Raw genomic sequence first — 17,808 nt, forward strand, 5'->3', positions numbered from 1 at the left:
GTCAGGCACCCTCCGGCCGGACCCGCGCGGTCTTGGTCGAGCGGATGTCGAGCGCGAGTTCGTCGGCGGCGGCGACCTGGCCGCGCAGCTTGACCGTGCCGTCGCGGTCGTCGACCTCCACCACGTTGCGCAGCAGCTTGGCGGTGGACTCGTGCCCGGAGGCGGCAGCCAGTTCCACCGCGCGACGCAGTTTCGCGGTCGCGGTGGTCAGGTCGCCGTTGCGGCGGGCGGCCAGGCCCTCCTGCACGGCCTGGGCCAGTTCGACCTGCCCGGTGTAGTGGGCGACGCGGGTGCTGATCCGGGTGGACAGCGTGGTGTCGGTGGTCCACACCGCGCGCACCAGTCCCTGGCCGAGCACCTCGTCACCGGCGAGCACGCTCAGGCGCGCGGCCAGCTTCTCGCGGCCGGGCGCGGCCGGTTCCAGCTCGATCTGCACGTGGTACTCCCGCTCTTCGGCGGCCCAGGACGAGAGCGGGTACTCCCCCACCTGCGGGCCCGCGTCGGTGCGGCGGGCGGTGAGGTCCTCCAGCACCGGCGCGACCTGCTTGACCATCCGCACCCGCGCGCCCGCCGGGGTCCACACCGTCAAGGTGAGCTCCGGGATCACGCGCGCCACCGAGGACCGCATCATCTTCGCGAAGTCGGCGGACAGATCCTTCGGATCGGCCACCATGTCTGCGTCGCCGGACAGCTTCGAGGAGATCTTGTGCAGGTCGGCGGCCATCCAGTCGTCGCCGACGCCACGGCAGTCACAGACGAAAAGGCCTTCGGCACGGTCGAGTTCGGTGGCCAGCTGCTCCGGGGTCTCGTGCTCGTTCTTGCCGTCGGTGAGCAGGATGGCGTGGGCCTGTGCGCCGGGGTGTGCGGCGGCGACCTGGCGGGCCAGTGCGAGCCAGGACCCCATGGCGGTGCCGCCGTCGGGCCGCAGCTTGTCGAGCGCGCGCCGGGCCGCGCTGCGGTGGCCGTGATCCGCGGGCGCCGACATGGTCCCGGTCGGGTAGATCATCCGGGCGGACTCGGTGCCCTCGATGATGGCGAACGCGGTGCCGTCGGGGATCTCGTCGAGCGCGGTGCGGGTGGCGGTGCGCGCGTTCTCGAACTTGCGCTTGTTGCCCATCGACCCCGAGCAGTCGATGATCAGGATCTCCAGCCGGGGCGGCGGGGTCGCGACGGCGGCGAGTTCGGGGCCGGTGGCCACCGTGAGCACCGCGTCGACCACACGCGTGCCCTCGGCGAGGAACTCGTTCTGGTCGACGGCGATCGACAGACCTGCGGTCTCTGAGCTCATGACACTCCTGGATCGTGCGGTACGGCAGCGGGCGCGGGCACCGGGGCCAGCGCGACCGTGATGTTGTCGCTGCCGCCGCTGTTCAACGCGAAGTCGGCCAGCGCGCGAGCCGCCGCCTGCGGTGAGGTCTCGACGGTGAACCCGGCGAGCGCGACGGCGTCGGGCAGGTAGTTCCACAGGCCGTCACTGCACAGCAGCAGAGTGCCCGGTTCGGTGACGACCATGCTCTGCAGGCAGTTCGCCGACCACGGCGCTTCCCCACCGTCGGCACCGAGCCAGCGCAGCAGCGTGTGCGCGCGGGGGTCGCGCATGGCGGCTTCCTCGTCGAGGGCGCCCGCGTCGACGAGGGCCTGGGCCCAGGAGTCGTCGACGCTGAGCCTGCGCGAGGCGGTCGGGTCGCCCGCGGCGAGCCAGAACGCCCGGCTGTCACCGACATTGGCGACGGTGATCTCGGTGCCCTCGGCGGTCTCGCGCACGATCGCCGACACGTAGGTGCACGAGGGCGCGTACTCACTGCTGCGCGACATCCCGCGCACCGCCGCCGTCGCGGTCGCCAGGCCCGCCATCACGCTGTCGCGCGCGGACCGGCCGTCGGCGAGCGCGGCCAGCGCGGCATCGACGCCGGAGCGGGCCGCGGTGCCGGAGGCGGCCTGCGGATCCTGGGAGGTGGAGACGCCGTCACTGACCACGATCACGCGGGTGCCGTCGCCGTCACGGACGACCGCGGCGACGGCGTCCTCGTTGCGCGCGTGGCTGATTCCGCGGTCGGTGAGCAGATACACCGCGCCGAGATCGTCCTCGAAGCGGTCCGGGACCGGCTTCGGGCTGCCGCACTGCGCGCAGAAGCCGCCCTCGTAGCGGCGTTCACCGCAGGTCGAGCACTGCGGCACCGCGCCCGGATCGTGTACCGGCAGCGCGACCTTGCGCACGCCGAGTTCCCGCCCGCACCCCTCACAGAAGCGGTGGCCCGCCCTGCCCGACCCCGCGCAGTCCGGGCACCCGGGGGCGCTCACAGAGTGGTCCTCGGCCGCACCGCGTTGGCCTGATCCACCAGCACGAACCGAGTCCACATGTCGTCGGCTTCCCGAGCCAATGTCCGCAAGCATCGTTCCAACCCCGTCCGCACTCCCTGCTCGGTGAATTCCACGTCCAACAGCTTGCCTGGCGCACTCGGCCGTTGTCCCGACCGGATCCAGTTCAGCGCCGCCTCGAGTACCCGCATGCGCACCCGCGCGGTCCGCGTGCGCGAGTCCAGGCTGAGTCGTTCGACCCGCTCGCCGGCCTCGCGCAGCAGCGCCTCGTCCAGCTCGGCCGGTTCGCGGCCGGCCAGCAGGGTTTCCACGGCGGAGACCCTGGCCTCGGTGAACATCGACGAGCCGCGGTCGACCTGGTCGAGCACCGCGACGGCGCCCGCCCGGTCCGCACGCGCGCGCCGCAGCCGGGCCGCGCCGAAGGCGGCGGACAGATACGTGTGGTCGGTACGCCACACCAGTTCGTAGAGCGCCAGCGCGCGATCACGGTGTGCCGCCGCCGCTTCGGTCTCGGCCGCACCGAGTTCCAGCGCTGCCGCCAGGGCGAGTTTGGGCGCGGGCTCGCCGGGCAGCGCGGCGTAGACGGCCTCGAAATCGGCGGCGGCCGAGGCGTGGTCACCGGTCAGCAGCGCCGCTTGGGCGCGGTACCAGACCCGGCGCCAGTCGTATTCCAGTTCGATATCCAGGGCGGCGAGGCGGGTCAGCGCGGCCTCGGCATCCCCGGCCTCGAGTTCCGCGCGGACCAGGCGCAGCGGAATCTCCACCGACTCACCGGATCCGGTGACCACCGCCCGCAGACCCGCGGTCAGCGCCGCTTCCAGTTCGGCGGGGGTCGCCGCGTCGGTGGTGGCCAGCAGGGCGGCGCCGCTGTCGGCCGGATCGACCAGCGGCGCGGGCAGGCCGCTGATCAGCGCGGCGGGCTCGGGGGTGGCGCTGTCGATGCCGAAGACCGCGCGGGCGGGACCGAACGAGCTCGACATGCCCGGACGCGGCAGGCCGTCGCCGGTGGCCAGCACTTCGCGCAGGACGCCGGTCAACTGATCGGCCATCTCCGACATCGACCCGAAGCGGGCCAGCGGATCGTCGTCGGTGGCCCGCAGCAGGAACCGGTGCAGTGAATCGTGCCGGGCGAGCAGGGGTTCGGCGTCGGGCGAGGGCAGCTGGCCGAGTTTGCCGGCGACGGAGGCGATCCGCATCATCAGCACGGCCAGCGTGCGGCCGGCGGTGTAGACCTCGGTGGCCACGGTGGGGCCGGTCTCGGCGATCTCGGGCGCCTGGTAGCCGATGGTGCCGTAGATCGGGCTGGTGCGGTCGTCCATCGAGATGACGGCACCGAGGTCGATCAGCTCGAGCCGTTCCTCGGTCTGCATCACGTTGTCGGGCTTGAAGTCGCAGTACGCCCAGCCGCGCGCGTGCAGGTAGCCCAGTGCGGGCAGCATTTCCAGCACATAGGCGATGGCCTGGGCGGGCGGCAGGTAGCTGTCGTGCTCGGCGCGGTAGGTGCGCAGGATCTGCTTGAGCGAGGTGCCACCGACATAGGCCATCACGATGTAGCCGACCGGATCACCGTCGGCGTCGGCGTGTTCGGTGAAATTGTGGATCTTGACGATGTTCGGGTGGTCGACCTCGGCCAGGAAGCGGCGCTCGGCCACGGCCGCCGCGAGGGCATCCGGGTCGCCGGTGTCGATCAGGCCCTTGAGGACCACCCAGCGCCGGTTGACGCGATGGTCGACGGCCAGATAGATCCAGCCGAGACCGCCGTGCGCCAGCGCGCCCGCCACCTCGTACTGACCGCCGACGACGTCGCCCGCGCGCAGGCGGGGCACGAAGGAGTAGCGAGTGCCGCAGTGCGGGCAGAAGCCGGAGGTCCGGCCGACCACGCCGTCTTGACTGCGGCCGACGGGCTTGTCGCACTTACCGCAGAACCGGTCGGATTCGGGAACCTGCGGGTCGGTGAGCACCGCAGTGGCCGGGTCGACGCGCGGAATCGGCGGCACCTCGACCAGACCCGCACCGAGCCTGCCGCGCGCGGCCGAGCGGGCCGACCCCGTCCGGTGGGTCCGCACCGAGCGGCTCGAGGCGCGCCCGCCGGCGCTGACCGTCGGCGCGGACGGGCTGTACACGGGGGTCGCGGTGGGCGCGGTGCCGCAGGTGTCGCAGTAGCCGTCGACGATCGTTCCGCCGCAATCGGGTTCGGCGCACCTGCCCGGAGTGGGCGGCGCGGCACCATTGCGTGGCTGCGCCGTGGTGTGCGAGGAGCGGCCCGCGCCCGACGGCGGCGCCGCGCTGGGCGGCGGCGCGGTCGCCACGGGGGCGGTGCCGCAGACGGCGCAGTAGCCGTCCTCGACGGCGCCGCCGCACCCCGGTTCACTGCATGTCATGCTGTCCGCCCCGCTTTCTCCCCGATGATCGAACGATAGTCGGCGACCGCCCGGGTGACAGCGGCCAGATCGCAGGGCGTGCGGCCGAGCAGGCCGGCGGCGATGCGATCGGCGGCGAGGACGTCGCGGTCCTCGCTCACCCCGAGCCGGGACGCCTTGGCCCGGTAGGCCGTCAAGCGGCCGCGCAGTTCGGCCCGCCGGTCCAGCAGACCGCGCGCCAGTTCCTCTCGCCGCGTTGCCGTGTCGACGGCCTGGTCGGTGCGGGCACGCAGCGCGAGCAGGTGTTCCACCGTCGGCCTGGTCGGTTGCGCGCCGAGGCTGTCGAGTGCGGCGAGCAGCCGCACGGCCGGTTCCCCACCACCGGGGAGCTCGCCGGTGGCGACCTTGTGTGCGGCCTGCGCGGCGGTGTCGTCGGCCTGGTGCTGCAGCGCGTCGAGATCGGCCAGCCGGGCCCGCAGCCGCGTGACCGCGCCGGGCAGGTCGGCGGCGACCGCGAGATGGTCGGCGTGCCGGGCGGATTCGGTCTCGATCAGCGCGGTCAGCGAGGCGAGCGCGGCGATGATCTCCCCAGGGCCGAACCCCAGCGGGTCGGTGCCCGCGCGGCTCAGCAGGGTCGCCAGTGGTTCGGCGGCGGCGTCGAGCGCACCGTGTGCCTGTTCGACGCGCTGCTGGAGCGGAGCGAGCGCGCCGATCACCTGCCGGTCGACCGACTCGACCTCTTCGGCGAAGGGGGCGACGAACGCGAAGGCGGCGCGCATCCGGTCCAGCGAATCGGCGATGCCGACCGTCACAAGGGTCTCGGCGGGACCGGTGAGTCCGCGCTGCGCCAACGGGATCGGGATACGCGCCACTTCGTGCGGACGGCCACGCAGCAGTTCGGTGAGCCGGCCGCGCGCGCGGTCGTCGACCTTGCCGCGGCCACTGCGGATCGTCTCGGCTTCGGACAGGATCGCGCGCACCCGGCCCAGGTCCTCCCAGAGTTCGCCGAGCGCCTGCTCCACGGGTGCCCAGCGGCGCGCGGTCTCCCCCGTCGGCGGATACCGGCGCACCAGGGCCAGTCCGGGATGCCGGTCCAGTTCCAGCAGGGTGGTGGTCACCTTCGCCAATTCCGCGGTGCGCGCGGCCAGTTCACGATCGATCTCGGCGAGGCCGAGCATCGGCCAGGTCATCCGACGTACCGGGGCACGGGCGGGCCCGGCGACGGACCGAGCACCCCCAGGTGCTGCTGGTAGATCCGCTGCCAGGTGCCATCGGTGCGGGTCCGGTCGAGCACGCCGTTGACGAACCGGACCAGGTCGCTGCTGCCCTTGGGCACGCCGACCGCGTAGGCGCCGGTGCCGATCTCGTCGCCGACCAGTTCCAGATTTCGGTCCTGGGCGACCAGTCCGGCCAGGATGGGCTCGTCACCGCTGATCGCGTCGACGGTGCCCTGCTGCAGCGCGACCAGGCAGTCGGTCCAGTTGGTCACGCCGAGCACGGTCGGCGGTTTCGGCAGCGCGAACAGCGGCGCGGCCGCGGTGGTGCCCTTGGTGACGCACACACGCTTGTCGGCGAGGCCGGCCGGCCGCGTTCGTGATGCCCGCGCCCTTCGGGGCCGCGATGCGTTGCGCCGCGCGGTAGTACACGCTGGAGAAGTCGACGTCGCGGCGACGCTCGCAGGTGGCGGAGAAGGTCCGCACGATCATGTCGACCTTCTTGTCCTGCAGCAGCGGGATCCGGTCGGCCGCGGCGACGGAGCGCAGTTCGATCTTGTCCGGATCACCGAACAGATCGCGCGCGATCTCCCTGGCCAGGTCGATGTCGAACCCCTCCAGCCGTCCGGTGGACGGGTTGCGGAAGCCGAACATGTAGGTGTTCTGGTCGACGCCGACCCGCAGTCTGCCGTTGGCGACGATCGCCGCCATCGACGAACCGGCGGGCATCGCGCCGGGACGCGGTTGCGCCGTCGGCGCCAAGGTGGCCTCGGTGTCGCAGGATCCCGTGCCCTCCGCAGTGGGGGCGGCGGTGATGGCCTCCGCACCGGGGATCGGCGGGGCGACGGCGGTAGCCGGAATCGCCGACGGTTCCGGCGCATCACCGCAGCCGGCGACCAGGACGACCGCCGCGGCCAGCGCCACGGCCAGGAAAGGACGCCGGGTGCTCACAGGAACTCCTTCAGTCGGGGCCACAGCCCGGTGACCACCGCGCCCGCCGCGGCCAGCAGCAGGATCAGCGTGCCGAACGGGCTGAGGGTGAAGGTGGCTCCGGCGGCGTCGACGCCGTCGCGCAGGTCGGTGCGGGCCTGGGCCAGCGCGTCACGCAGTTCCCGGTCGAGCCGGGCGAAGCTGGTGGCCGAGCTGTCGGAACCGGTGCCGATGGCCTGGGTGACCGCGCCGGCGTAGTCGGCCTTCTCGTAGGCGGTGCGCTGGGCGTTGTGGCCCGCGCGCCAGTTGGTCAGTGCCCGGCCCGCTTCGGAGTCGCCCGCACCCGCGGCGGTGAGCCGCTGTTCGAGGTCGCGGGTGTGGGTGTGGAACGCGTTCTCCGGAGCCGTGATGTCGCCGCGGGTGATCAGCGCCAGGGTCTCGTCGGTGCGGGCCTGCTGGGCCAGGATGCGCGCGCTCGCCAGGTTCTCCACCCGAGCCCCCGCCCCGGTGTCACCGGTCTCGAGCAGTCGCGCGGCGGTGAGCGTGGCTGCCGTCGACCACACCAGGGCCAGCAGCGCGGCCGCGGCGGCCAGCGCCACACCGGGATTCACCAGCCGGTTGGTGCGGCGCAGCAACAGCACCGAACCGGCACCGCAGGCGGCGAGCACCAGCAGCAGGAGCACAACCGAGGTCAACGGCAGCGCGCCGATGCTGTGCTGGTCCTCGCGGACGGCGGCGAAGCGGGCTTGGTTCAGCTGTTCGGCGTTGGGCAGCAACGAGGTCTGCATGAGATCGGAGGCTTGCCGCAGATACGCCGAGCCGACCGGGAAGCCCTGGCGGTTGTTGGCGCGCGCGGTCTCCACCAGGCCGGTGTAGGTCGGCAGATCGGCGGCGATGCGGGCCACGATCGCCCTGGTCTGGGCATCGGTGGCGCCCGCGGTCGCGTCCGCCAGTGCGGCAGCGGCTTCAGCGAGGGACTGCTCGTAGGTGTCGCGCACCTGCGGTGATTCGACGCCACCGGACAGGAACGCCGTCGCGGCACCGGCGTCGGCGGCCGACAGCGAGACGTAGAGGCTCTGCGCCGCGAACGCCAGCGGCTCGGTGCGGTCGAGCACCTGCTCGGTGCGACCGATCTTGGCGTCGAGCTGTTGTCCCACAGTCGATCCGGCGATCAGGCAGGCCACCGCGGTCACCATGAGCACCGCACCGATCACACCCGGTGTCGTCGCGGCGAAACGCCGCACCCACATCCCCGCGTCTCGGATGGTCGCCGGTAGGCGAGATCCCACACCGTCCTCCTTCGTCTCCCCGGGCGGTGTCTTCGATCGCGATAGTACGGGAGGCGCTGGAAATTCGCCCGGGCGACCGAAACCGGTTCCGCGCAACCGGATCGGGCATCGATCACCGTGACGAAAAGAACGGGGTCCGCCACCATTCGGTGACGGACCCCGTTCGGGATCTGGTGGCGCCGGCGATCAGGCGCCGGCGACCCTCTCGCCCGGCTTCAGCGTGGTGCCGGTCTTGCTGAACCTCAGCACGCCGTCCTCGATCGGCGCCTTGTGCATCAGCGTGCGGTCGCGGTAGTAGTTGTTGACCAGTTTCCAGGCGCCACGCGCACCCTGACGCGGCATCGCGTCGTTGCCACGCTGGATGTAGCCCGAGGTCAGGGCACCACCCATCAGCGACTCGTCGGCGATGTCCTCGGGGTTGGCGTGCACCTCGTAGGTGGTGTAGCCGCGGTCGCGCATGATGTTCAGCACGCGGCACAGGTACGCCGCGGCGAGGTCGGCCTTGAGCGTCCAGGACGCGTTGGTGTAGCCGATGATCATCAGGAAGTTCGGGATGTCGGAATACAGCACGCTCTTGTAGGCGACCGTCTCGTTGAACTTCACCGGCTCGCCGTCGATCGACAGGGTGATGCCGCCGAGCATCTGCACGTTCAGGCCGGTGGCGGTGACGATGATGTCGGCCTCGAGCTCCTGACCCGATTCGGTCCGGATGCCCTTCTCGGTGAACGTCGCGATCTTGTCGGTGACGATGTCGGCCTTGCCGCTCTTGAGCACCTTGAACAGGTCACCGTTGGGCACCACGCACAGGCGCTGGTCCCACGGGTTGTAGCTCGGGGTGAAGTGGCGTAGATCCACGTTCTTGCCGACCTGCAGGCGCACCTGGGCCAGCATCAGCTTCTTGGCCAGCTCCGGGTTGGTCCGCGAGAGCTGGAAGCTGGCGCGCTGCAGGGCGATGTTGCGGGCGCGGCCGATCTTGTAGGCGATCTGGTCGGGCACACGGGACTTCTTCAGGCCGATCGCGACCGGGTCGTCGGAGGGCAGCGCCTGGATCCAGGTGGGCGAACGCTGCAGCATGGTGACGTGCGCGGCCTGGTCGGCCATCGACGGGATCAGGGTGATCGCGGTGGCGCCGGAACCGATGACCACGACCTTCTTGCCCGTGTAGTCCAGATCCTCGGGCCAGTGCTGCGGGTGCACGATCCGGCCCTGGAAGTCGTCCTGACCGGGGAAGGTCGGCTGATAGCCCTCGTCGTAGTTGTAGTAGCCGCTGGCGCCGACCAGGAAGTTCGCGGTCCAGGTCTCGGTCTCGCCGGTCGCCTCGATCAGGGCGGTGACGGTCCACAGGGCCGCGGCGCGATCGAAGTCGGCCGTGACGACCTTGCGACCGAAGGTGATGTGGTCGGTGACGCCGTATTCCTTGGCGGTGTCCTCCACGTACTGACGGATGCTGGCACCGTCGGCGAGCACCTTGGTGCCGATCCACGGGCGGAAGCCGAAGCCGAAGGTCAGCATGTCCGAGTCGGAGCGGATGCCGGGGTACTTGAACAGGTCCCAGGTGCCACCGATGTTCTCGCGGCGCTCCAGGATCGCGTAGCTGCGACCGGTCTGCTCGCGGGTGAGGTGACAGGCCGTGCCGATTCCGGACAGGCCAGCGCCGATGATCAGTACGTCGACATGCCGCGTCATTGAGGTAACTCGTTTCGTAGAGTCGTCGCCGCCCGAGCACCGTCGCCCGAGCCGTGCCTCGAGGTTACGTGTTTCGCATGGTTACGTCTAGTTCGGCTGGGCCATCTCACGGCGTGCCGGGGTAGCCGAGTCGGCACGGTCAGCGGGCCGCGCCGAACCAGCGGGGCAGGTGAACCAGCAGTTCCCGCTGGTCCGCCCCAGCCCAGGCGACGTGGCCGTCGGGGCGCAGCAGCACCGCGGGCACGTCGAGTTCCGCGCTGCCGTCGACGACATGGTCGACCCGATCGGCCCAGCCGGCCACCGACAGCAGGCCGGTCTGATCCAGTAGCACCCCGCGCCCGGCGTGCATGCGGTCGTAGAGGCGGCCGTCCTGCAGCGTGACGTCCCGCAGCCGCTTGCCGACCAGGTCGTGGCCGTCGCCGAAGTCGTAGCGGATCCCGATCGCGACGATCTTCTCGATCAGGTACCGGTTCACCTCGTCGAACCGCATCAGCTCCGCCAGCAACCTGCGCGCGGCCTGTGGACCGGGTTCGAGCGAGACCAGTTCCATCTGCGCGCGGGTGTTGTCCAGGACGTCGGCGGCGACCGGGCGCCGTTCGGTCTCGTAGCTGTCGAGCAGGCCGTCCGGTGCCCAGCCCGCGATCTCCGCGGCCAGTTTCCAGCCCAGGTTGAACGCGTCCTGGAGGCCCAGATTCAGGCCCTGTCCGCCCAGCGGCGGGTGGATGTGCGCGGCGTCGCCCGCCAGCAGCACCCGGCCGACACGGTAGCTGCCGGCCAGCCGGGTGGCGTCACCGAAGCGCGACAGCCAGCGCGGCGCGTGCGCGCCGAGATCGGTGCCCGCGGTGGCCACCAGCTGCTGCCGCAGTTCGTCGAAGGACGGCGGGACGGCCCTGTCCGCGGCGACACCGGCCGCGGGCACGACGACGCGGTACACGCCGTCACCGAGCGGCACGGCACCGAAGCGCAGCTGGGTCTTGCGGACCTCCGCGTTCACGGCGGCCAGCGTCTCCGGTGACGCGGTCAGCCGCATCTCGCCCAGGAGGGTGTCGACCCGGCTCGGTTCGCCAGGGAATTCGACGCCGAGCAGTGTGCGTACGGTGCTGCGGCCGCCGTCGCAGCCGACGAGATAGCGTGAGCGCACCCGCGTGCCGTCGGCCAGTTCGACATCGACCTCGTCGTCGTCCTGCGTCAGCCCGACCACCTCGGCGCCGCGCCGGATCTCCACACCGAGCGCGAGAGCGTGGTCGGTCAGTAAGCGCTCGGTGACCGTCTGCGGGATGCCGAGCACGTACGGATGACTGGTGTCGAGCCCGATGGGCTGAGGTGTCACGATCCCGGCGAAGAACCCGCCGAGCGGGTGCTGCGTCCCGACGGCCAGGAATCGGTCCAGCAGGCCGCGCTGCCCCAGCACCTCGAGACTGCGGGCGTGCAGTCCCATCGCGCGCACGACCGGGGTCGGCGCCGGGTCCCGGTCCAGGACGAGCGTCCGAACGCCGTGCAGGCGCAGTTCGCTCGCCAGCATCACCCCGGTCGGTCCGCCGCCCACAACGATCACGTCGATCATCAATGCCCCCTCATTTCCGCTGGTCATAGCTTCGGCAGGCGATTGTGCAGGATGACCGGGGTCTTGCCGCAAGCCCCCGAGTGCGTTATACATTGAGAGTGGCAAGGAGTGGTTTCCCCTCCTTGCCATTGGTTTGTCCGCACCCTGATCGGCGGTGACAGTCCCCCTGCGATCCGTCCCGACCGGCCCAGTTCGGCCTTCTTCATGGCAGTCGATGCATCGTTGCAGCTGCTGCTGGTGAGTGCGGATTCCTCGCGCCCGAGCCGTCGAATGAGCCCGGGAACTGGCCTGCCCTCGCCCGCCTCGAAATCGCCATACTTCTCACACTGCCTGCAGTGATGCACACCGCGCATCGCACAGCCGCACTCCCCCAAGCGTTTTCGGCAGTGAGTGCACGCGGGGTTCCACGTGAATCAGCCCGTCAGCGCGGGGTTCGGCCCGATCCCGATACGCTCGCCCGGTGACCCTCACCGTCGGTTTCGATCTGGACATGACCCTCATCGACTCGCGTCCCGGCGTCGCCGTCGCGATCGACACCCTGGCGCGGGAATTCGACCTGCCCCTGGTGGGCAGCCACTTCGCCGACCATCTCGGACCACCGCTGGCCACCCTGCTCGCCGACGCGGGCGCGCCCGACGACCTGATCCCCCATCTGGTCACCCGGTTCCGCGCCCTCTACCCCGACATCGTCCCCCGCGTCCCCGCCCTGCCCGGCGCGAGCGCCGCACTCGACGCCGTGCGCGCGGGTGGCGGACGCACGCTGGTGGTCACGGGCAAGTTCGAGCCGAACGCACGGCTGCACATCGACCATCTCGGATGGGAGATCGACCGTCTCGCCGGTGACCTGTGGTCCACCGCCAAGGCCGACATCCTCCGGGCCGAGTCCGCCGATGTCTTCGTCGGCGACCACGCCGGGGACATGCGCGGCGCGAAAGCTGCCGACGTGCTGGCCGTCGGTGTGACGACGGGTCCGTACGACGCCGACGGGTTGCGGGCCGCGGGCGCCGATATCGTCCTCGACGACCTCACCCAGTTCCCCGGCTGGCTGGCCGGCTACGCGGCCGGTCGCGGCTAGGCACCGGAACCGCCTGCGCGCGGACGGATTTCCCGCGGAACCCCGGCGTGGTCCCGGGCGTTGTCGTGACATGTCGACGGACCCCTACTGGAATCACAACACGCAGTACCACCCCTGGATCCTCGATCAGGTTCCGGCCGATGCCCGCACCGCGCTCGACGTCGGGTGCGGCGACGGCCTGCTCGCCCGCAAGCTGGCCACCCGCTGCGACGCTGTCCTCGGTGTCGACGTCGACGACCAGGTCATCGCCACCGCGCCCGCCGCCCCCAACGTGCACCTCGAACAGGCCGACTTCCGCGATCTCGACGACACCTTCGATGTGGTCACCGCCGTCGCGACGCTGCACCACGTTCCCGTCCGCGACGGCATCGCCGCGCTGCGGCACCTGGTCGCGCCGGGCGGCACCCTCGCGGTGGTCGGCCTCTGGAAGATGCACCCGCTCACCGATTTCCACTATCTCCCACTGCTACCCGCGATCCGCGGCCTGGACTGGTGGCGCCGCGGCTCGATGGGCGGTCCCGGGGCCGCGGTCCGCGACCCGAAGGAAACGCTGGCCGAGATCCGTTCGGTGACCGGCGAACTGCTACCCGGCGCGCAGATCCGCCGACGCCTGATGTGGCGCTACACCCTGGTCTGGCGCAGGCCACGCTAGCCCGGGTAGGCCCCAGTCCCCGTCGACGATGATGTCTGCCCGGTGACATAGGACGCCTCGGCCGAACCGAGGAAGGCCACCGCCGGCTGGAAGACGATGCAGCCGGCGACCGGCTCCCCGCCGCCGACTGACCAGGGCGCGGCGGGCGCAACGGTTTTCGATACGCCCGCGCCGGGTGATACAGTCCGGCGCAGTTTGTACGGGGAGGGCTTCTTACAGCGTGACGATCAATCGCACCACATGGATCGTGGCGGGAATCTGCGCCGTGGTCGTCGCCGTGATCGTGGTGGTCGTGGTGACCAGGGACGAGAATCCACGCGAATTCGTGGCCGAGCGCTATCAGCGGGCCCGCCAGCTCGATCAGGCCAACGACGGTCTCGCGTTCACCGCGGCCGCCGCGCCCGCCGCCGTGGCCGCGGCCATCGCGAAGGCCACCGACCCGCGCGACCGCCGCAATACCGGCGACAACCACTACCTGCGCTTCGACAAGGACCTCGTCGCGGTGTCGCCGCACGCGGGCGGTTCGCTGGTGCTGGTCGACAGCCTCGCCAACGGCACCCGCCGCCATCACACGCACACCAGCACCTACGGCTGGAACAGCGGTTCCGCGGCGGGTGACTTCCGCGGCGGCGGCAGTGACCAGGGCGGCAAGTAGTACATCATCACAGCACAGGAGGACACACATGCTCGCCGACCTGGCGGCGGACGCGGGTGCCGCGCTCGCCTATTCCGCGGTGGGAATCGTGTTGATGGCCGTCGGTTTCGGCGTCGTCGACCTGCTCACCCCCGGTGATCTGCGCGCCCAGATCTGGCTCGAGCGCAACCGCAATGCCGCGACCCTGCTCGCGTCGAACCTGTTCGGCGTCGGGATCATCGTGGCCACCGCCATCTGGACCTCCGAGGGCAAGATCCTGCAGGCGCTGCTGGCGAGCGCGATCTACGGGGTGATCGGCCTGGCCGCGATGGCGTTGGCGTTCGTCCTGCTCGACGCGCTCACCCCGGGCGACTTCCGGGCCGTCGTCGCCGATCCGGAACCGCATCCGGCGGTGTGGGTCACGGCGTCGGCGCATGTCGCGGTCGCGCTGGTGGTGGCCGCGGGCCTGACCTGATGCCGGTGCACCGCCTGGCCAGGGCGGCGCTGCTGGCGACCGTGTTCGTCTGCGCGGCCTGTGGTCTGGTGTACGAACTGTCGCTGGTCACCCTCGGCAGCTATCTGATCGGCGACACCGCGGCGCAGGCCTCCATCACCTTGAGCGTGATGGTGTGCGCGATGGGCGTCGGCGCGCTCGCCGCGAAACCGCTGCGCCGCCACGCCGCCGCCGCGTTCGTGGCGGTCGAGCTGGCGCTGGCCGTGATCGGCGGCCTGTCGGTGGCGGCGCTGTACGCCAGCTATGCCTGGCTGAACATCTACACCGGCACCCTGGTGCTGGCCGCGGCGGTGATCGGCATGCTGATCGGAGCCGAGATTCCGCTGCTGATGGAGTTGCTGCAGCAGGTGCGCAGGCAGGAGGCCAGCGGCGCGGTCGCCGACCTGTTCGCCGCCGACTACGTCGGCGCGCTGCTGGGTGGGCTGGCGTTCCCGTTCCTGCTGCTGCCGGTGTTCGGGCAGATCCGCGGCAGCCTGGTGGTCGGCGTGGTCAACGCGGCGGCCGGATCGGCGTTGGCGTTCTTCTTCTTTCGCGCGCAGATGACGCGCACGGCCCGGCGCGTGCTGGTCGCCGCGACCGTGCTCGTCGCGGGCGGGCTCGCGAGTACCTACCTCTACGCCGACCGGTTCGAGGCCACCGCGCAGCAGGCGCTGTTCGCGCATCCGATCGTGTGGCAGACCCGCACGCAGTACCAGCAGATCGTGCTCACCGAGTCGTTCTCCCCGTTCGGCACCACCGATACCCGGCTCTTTCTCAACGGCGGGCTGCAGTTCTCCTCGGTCGACGAGTACCGGTATCACGAGGCGCTGGTGCATCCGGTGCTGGCGGGCGCGCATCGCTCGGTGCTGGTCCTCGGCGGCGGCGACGGCCTGGCCCTGCGCGAGATCCTGCGCTACCCCGACGTCGCCGAGGTGACGCTGGTCGAGCTCGATCCGGCGATGATCGACCTCGCCCGCGGCGACGAGCGCCTCACCGCGCTCAACCAGCGCTCCTTCGACGACCCCCGGGTGCGGGTGATCACCGCCGACGCCTTCTCCTGGTTGCGCGGTGCCCCCGGGCTTTTCGACGCGGTGATCGTCGACCTGCCCGACCCGGACCAGACCTCGGTCGCCAAGCTGTACTCGCAGGAGTTCTACGCGATGACGGCGAATGTGCTGGCCCCCGATGCCCGCCTGGTGGTGCAGTCCGGGTCGCCGTTCTTCGCGCCGCGCTCGTTCTGGACCATCGACGCCACCGTGCGTGCGGCCGGGCTGCGCACGACGCCGTATCACGTGGACGTGCCGAGCTTCGGTGATTGGGGCTTCGTGCTCGCCGCGGCGGGCGAGAGCCCGGCTCCCGCCCTGCGCTCCCCCACCCCGCTGCGCTCCCTCGACGACCGCACCCTCGCCGCCGCCACGGTCTTCCCGCCGGACCGCCGCGCGGTCGACCCACAGGTGTCGACCCTCATGCACCCGGTGATCCTGGATCTGCAACGCCAGGAATGGCGCTGACCTTCAGACCATTCCGGAGCACGCCAGGTGGCTGCCGACGAGGGTCAGGCCCATGACGGCCACGACCGCCGACAGCGCAGGCACCGGTTCACCGAGCAGGCGCTCTCCAGCACGCCGTGTCGCCGCTGCCACCACTGCGAGGCGACGACCCACCGGCCCGGGGTCGCCGGACACCCCGCGTAGTCTTCGCCGGAAGACGCCGACCAGGGCGAGGACGAGCGCGGTGATCAGCATCGTCTTCCGCTCCCGCTCACCGGGTTCCGGCCCGAGCGGCGGGCGCGGCCGCGCGCGAGCCGGGCGCGGTGACGATGCCGAAGGCGATGAGGCTGTCGGCGGTGTCGCGGATCGTGTCCTCGATCGGGCGCATGGTCCACCCCAGTTCGCGGCGGGCCTTCTCGGCGCTGACGTGTTCGGTGCGGCCGAGCACCGGGACGGTCAGCCGGACGCCCTTGTCGAACACCGCGACCAGCCGGACCACCCAGTTCGGCAGCACCCGGGTCGGCACCCGAAAGCCCTGCGCGGCGAAGTCGCGGGCCAGGATCGCGGCCAGCTCCCCCATCCACAACGGCTCTGCGGCGCAGATGTATCGATTGCCCGCCGCCGCGGGCACTTCCATCGCCAGCCGGTGTGCGACGGCCAGGTCGCGCACGTCGACCGGCGTCCAGCCGGTCTGCACGGACCCCGGCACATCGCGGTTGAGCAGCCTGCGGATCGGCTCGTGCGAAGTGCTGGTCGTCGCGTCGAGCAGCGGGCCGAGCACCATACCGGGATTCACGGCGACGAGTTCGATTCCGCCGCCGTGTGATTCGACGTAGTCCCAGGCGGCGCGCTCGGCGAGGGTTTTGCTCTTCTGGTACGCGGGGACCCGGCCGACCACCGACCAGTCGGCCTCGGTGCGGACGTCGTCGGTGTCGTGGCCGTAGGCCACCGCGGCGACCGACGAGGTCAGCACGACGCGCCGCACGCCGGCCGCCGCCGCGGCGCGCAGCACCCGCAGGGTGCCGTCGACGGCGGGGCCGATCAGCGCCTGTTCGTCGTCCGGCGGCGCGGACGGGAACGGCGAGGCGACGTGCAGCACGGTGTCACAGCCCGCCACGGCCTCGGCCCAGCCCGCGTCGTCGCCGAGGGTGGCGGCAACGAACTCGAGGTCACCGCCGGTACGGCGAGCGATGTCGGTCAGGTGTGCGCGTTTGGCGTGCGCTTCGAGGTCACGCACGGTGCCTCGGACGGCGTAGCCGTGGTCGAGCAGTTCGGCGATGCAGTGGCCGGCCACGAAACCTGTCGCGCCGGTGACCAATACCCGAGTGGTCATGGTGTTCACCCTTCGTTCTCCGGGGCAGCCGCTCATCTGAGCAGTGCTCAAATAATCTAAACACTGCATAGATTTCCTGTCCAGTGCCGATGTCGGCCGACCTCTCACTTACGCTCAGGGAGTGAAGCGCACCAGTTACCACCACGGCGACCTACGGGCCACGCTGATGGACGCCTGCCTGCGCCTGATCGAGAGCGAGGGCCTGGCCGCGGTGAGCCTGCGCCGCGTCGCCCGCGAGGCCGGGGTCAGCAGCGGCGCGCCCTATCACCACTTCGCCGACCGCGCCGCGCTGTTGTCGGCACTGTCGGTGGACGGCTTCCAGCAGCTTGCCGCCGACCTCACCGCGACCAAGGCGGCGGCCGGCTCCCCGCTGGATGCGCTGACCGCCCTCGCCGAGACCTACGTGCGGTTCTCCCGCGACCATCCGGCGCAGTTCCGGCTGATGTTCCGGCCCGAGCTGTCCCAGCCCGAGAAACACCCCGACGCGCACGAGGCGGGCGACGAAGCCTTCCAGATCCTCGCCGACACCGTCAGCGAGGCGGTCGCCGCGGGTGTGCTGCCCGCCGACCGAGCCGACACCCTCGCCGTCGCCTGGTGGGCACTGGGCCACGGGCTGGCCTCGCTGTGGCTGGACGGGCACCTCGAGAAGCGCAGCGAGCAGATGGGCACCAACGCGCCCGACCTCGTCGACGCGATCATGCGGGCGTTCACCGGCCTCATCGCCCCACACTCCACCGACGCCTGACGCGCCGTCGCGCATTCCCCCGGC

General features: G+C 71.2%; 15 protein-coding genes and 1 pseudogene. 6 read left to right on the plus strand and 10 right to left on the minus strand.

Annotated features, from left to right (window positions below):
• Position 1: 1 nt before the first annotated feature.
• The 8 genes and pseudogenes from NV348_RS00290 to rox all read right to left on the minus strand — a co-directional run bounded on the left by NV348_RS00290 (position 2) and on the right by rox (position 11,362).
• Positions 2–1,288: a vWA domain-containing protein gene (locus NV348_RS00290; protein ID WP_447145113.1), complete on the minus strand. Its 1,287-nt coding sequence runs from the start codon at positions 1,286–1,288 to the stop codon at positions 2–4.
• On the minus strand, positions 1,285–2,301 hold the full coding sequence (locus NV348_RS00295; protein ID WP_447145114.1) for a PP2C family protein-serine/threonine phosphatase: 1,017 nt from the start codon (positions 2,299–2,301) through the stop codon (positions 1,285–1,287). Before NV348_RS00295 ends, NV348_RS00290 begins: the two co-directional genes overlap by 4 nt.
• Positions 2,298–4,700: a serine/threonine-protein kinase gene (locus tag NV348_RS00300; protein ID WP_447145115.1), complete on the minus strand. Its 2,403-nt coding sequence runs from the start codon at positions 4,698–4,700 to the stop codon at positions 2,298–2,300. Before NV348_RS00300 ends, NV348_RS00295 begins: the two co-directional genes overlap by 4 nt.
• A complete protein-coding gene (locus tag NV348_RS00305; protein ID WP_447145116.1) occupies positions 4,697–5,869 on the minus strand; it encodes a hypothetical protein in 1,173 nt (390 codons plus the stop codon). Before NV348_RS00305 ends, NV348_RS00300 begins: the two co-directional genes overlap by 4 nt.
• Positions 5,866–6,844, minus strand: a pseudogene (locus NV348_RS00315) (glutamate ABC transporter substrate-binding protein). The gene NV348_RS00305 and the pseudogene NV348_RS00315 overlap by 4 nt, the downstream one beginning before the upstream one ends.
• Positions 6,841–8,112: a GlnX family signal transduction membrane protein gene (locus tag NV348_RS00320; protein ID WP_447145119.1), complete on the minus strand. Its 1,272-nt coding sequence runs from the start codon at positions 8,110–8,112 to the stop codon at positions 6,841–6,843. The pseudogene NV348_RS00315 and the gene NV348_RS00320 overlap by 4 nt, the downstream one beginning before the upstream one ends.
• A gap of 186 nt (positions 8,113–8,298) precedes the next feature.
• Positions 8,299–9,798, minus strand: coding sequence for a flavin-containing monooxygenase (locus tag NV348_RS00325; RefSeq protein WP_447145120.1), 1,500 nt, complete (start codon positions 9,796–9,798; stop codon positions 8,299–8,301).
• 139 nt (positions 9,799–9,937) lie between these two features.
• Positions 9,938–11,362: a rifampin monooxygenase gene (gene rox, locus NV348_RS00330; protein ID WP_447145121.1), complete on the minus strand. Its 1,425-nt coding sequence runs from the start codon at positions 11,360–11,362 to the stop codon at positions 9,938–9,940.
• A gap of 460 nt (positions 11,363–11,822) precedes the next feature.
• On the opposite strand from rox, the gene NV348_RS00335 reads away from it, so the two are divergent.
• The 5 genes from NV348_RS00335 (at position 11,823) to NV348_RS00355 (ending at position 15,727) form a co-directional block, all read left to right on the plus strand.
• Positions 11,823–12,437, plus strand: coding sequence for an HAD family hydrolase (locus NV348_RS00335; RefSeq protein WP_447145122.1), 615 nt, complete (start codon positions 11,823–11,825; stop codon positions 12,435–12,437).
• A gap of 70 nt (positions 12,438–12,507) precedes the next feature.
• The gene (locus NV348_RS00340; protein ID WP_447145123.1) at positions 12,508–13,089 is read left to right on the plus strand and encodes a class I SAM-dependent methyltransferase; all 582 of its coding nucleotides are present in this window, start codon (positions 12,508–12,510) and stop codon (positions 13,087–13,089) included.
• Between the two features lie 220 nt (positions 13,090–13,309).
• The gene (locus NV348_RS00345) at positions 13,310–13,744 is read left to right on the plus strand and encodes a DUF4247 domain-containing protein (protein ID WP_447145124.1); all 435 of its coding nucleotides are present in this window, start codon (positions 13,310–13,312) and stop codon (positions 13,742–13,744) included.
• 28 nt (positions 13,745–13,772) lie between these two features.
• A complete protein-coding gene (locus tag NV348_RS00350; RefSeq protein ID WP_355280310.1) occupies positions 13,773–14,198 on the plus strand; it encodes a DUF350 domain-containing protein in 426 nt (141 codons plus the stop codon).
• The gene (locus NV348_RS00355; RefSeq protein WP_447145125.1) at positions 14,198–15,727 is read left to right on the plus strand and encodes a polyamine aminopropyltransferase; all 1,530 of its coding nucleotides are present in this window, start codon (positions 14,198–14,200) and stop codon (positions 15,725–15,727) included. Before NV348_RS00350 ends, NV348_RS00355 begins: the two co-directional genes overlap by 1 nt.
• Before the next feature lie 3 nt (positions 15,728–15,730).
• Here the strand turns inward: NV348_RS00355 and NV348_RS00360 are convergent, their stop codons facing one another.
• Positions 15,731–15,961 carry a hypothetical protein gene (locus NV348_RS00360; RefSeq protein WP_447145126.1) on the minus strand — a complete coding sequence of 77 codons (231 nt, stop codon included), beginning with the start codon at positions 15,959–15,961 and terminating at the stop codon, positions 15,731–15,733.
• A 16-nt stretch (positions 15,962–15,977) separates the two neighbouring features.
• Positions 15,978–17,039: an NAD-dependent epimerase/dehydratase family protein gene (locus NV348_RS00365; RefSeq protein WP_447145127.1), complete on the minus strand. Its 1,062-nt coding sequence runs from the start codon at positions 17,037–17,039 to the stop codon at positions 15,978–15,980.
• A 121-nt stretch (positions 17,040–17,160) separates the two neighbouring features.
• Between NV348_RS00365 and NV348_RS00370 the strand changes: the two genes are divergently transcribed.
• Entirely contained in the window at positions 17,161–17,784 is a 624-nt protein-coding gene (locus NV348_RS00370) for a TetR/AcrR family transcriptional regulator (protein ID WP_447145128.1), read from the plus strand.
• Positions 17,785–17,808 lie beyond the last annotated feature (24 nt).

It is taken from the genome of Nocardia fodinahabitans, assembly GCF_052983615.1.

Bases quoted from the DNA above. Each gene is read 5' to 3' on its own strand.
- NV348_RS00290 (WP_447145113.1), bottom strand. From the start codon at position 1,288: ATGAGCTCAGAGACCGCAGGTCTGTCGATCGCCGTCGACCAGAACGAG.
- NV348_RS00300 (WP_447145115.1), bottom strand. From the start codon at position 4,700: ATGACATGCAGTGAACCGGGGTGCGGCGGCGCCGTCGAGGACGGCTAC.
- NV348_RS00305 (WP_447145116.1), bottom strand. From the start codon at position 5,869: ATGACCTGGCCGATGCTCGGCCTCGCCGAGATCGATCGTGAACTGGCC.
- NV348_RS00325 (WP_447145120.1), bottom strand. From the start codon at position 9,798: ATGACGCGGCATGTCGACGTACTGATCATCGGCGCTGGCCTGTCCGGA.
- rox (WP_447145121.1), bottom strand. From the start codon at position 11,362: ATGATCGACGTGATCGTTGTGGGCGGCGGACCGACCGGGGTGATGCTG.
- NV348_RS00340 (WP_447145123.1), top strand. From the start codon at position 12,508: ATGTCGACGGACCCCTACTGGAATCACAACACGCAGTACCACCCCTGG.
- NV348_RS00350 (WP_355280310.1), top strand. From the start codon at position 13,773: ATGCTCGCCGACCTGGCGGCGGACGCGGGTGCCGCGCTCGCCTATTCC.
- NV348_RS00355 (WP_447145125.1), top strand. From the start codon at position 14,198: ATGCCGGTGCACCGCCTGGCCAGGGCGGCGCTGCTGGCGACCGTGTTC.
- NV348_RS00360 (WP_447145126.1), bottom strand. From the start codon at position 15,961: ATGCTGATCACCGCGCTCGTCCTCGCCCTGGTCGGCGTCTTCCGGCGA.
- NV348_RS00365 (WP_447145127.1), bottom strand. From the start codon at position 17,039: ATGACCACTCGGGTATTGGTCACCGGCGCGACAGGTTTCGTGGCCGGC.